We start from the raw sequence: 259 nt of genomic DNA on the forward strand, positions 1-259 counted from the left end.
CCCGAGCGCCCCTCCGGGTGGCTGAGTCCCGAGGGCATCGCGGCGGCCCGCCGCTCGCTCCCCCTGCTCTACGGCGACGCCGTGCCCGTGCGGGTCGACGACTCCGGCGACGTGGTCGCCGTCGGCCTGCTGCTGCGGGTCACGCCCGGGGGCGTGATGTCCCGCGCGCTGGTCTCCGGCCGCGTGATGTACCACGAGGGGGTGCGCGGCGCCCTGCTCCGGCACATCGAGAAGGACCTCGGCCCGGTGGCGCTGCCCC

The 259-nt window shown here is 77.6% G+C and carries 1 protein-coding gene; it reads left to right on the forward strand.

Annotated elements, in window-relative coordinates; genetic code table 11:
* Positions 1–259: DUF4916 domain-containing protein (locus KVT14_RS20570; RefSeq protein WP_217617312.1), on the forward strand; the 259-nt coding region annotated here is incomplete at both ends.

This window comes from Cellulomonas sp. GbtcB1, assembly GCF_019091725.1.
In the GTDB taxonomy this organism is placed as follows: Bacteria; Actinomycetota; Actinomycetes; order Actinomycetales; family Cellulomonadaceae; genus Cellulomonas.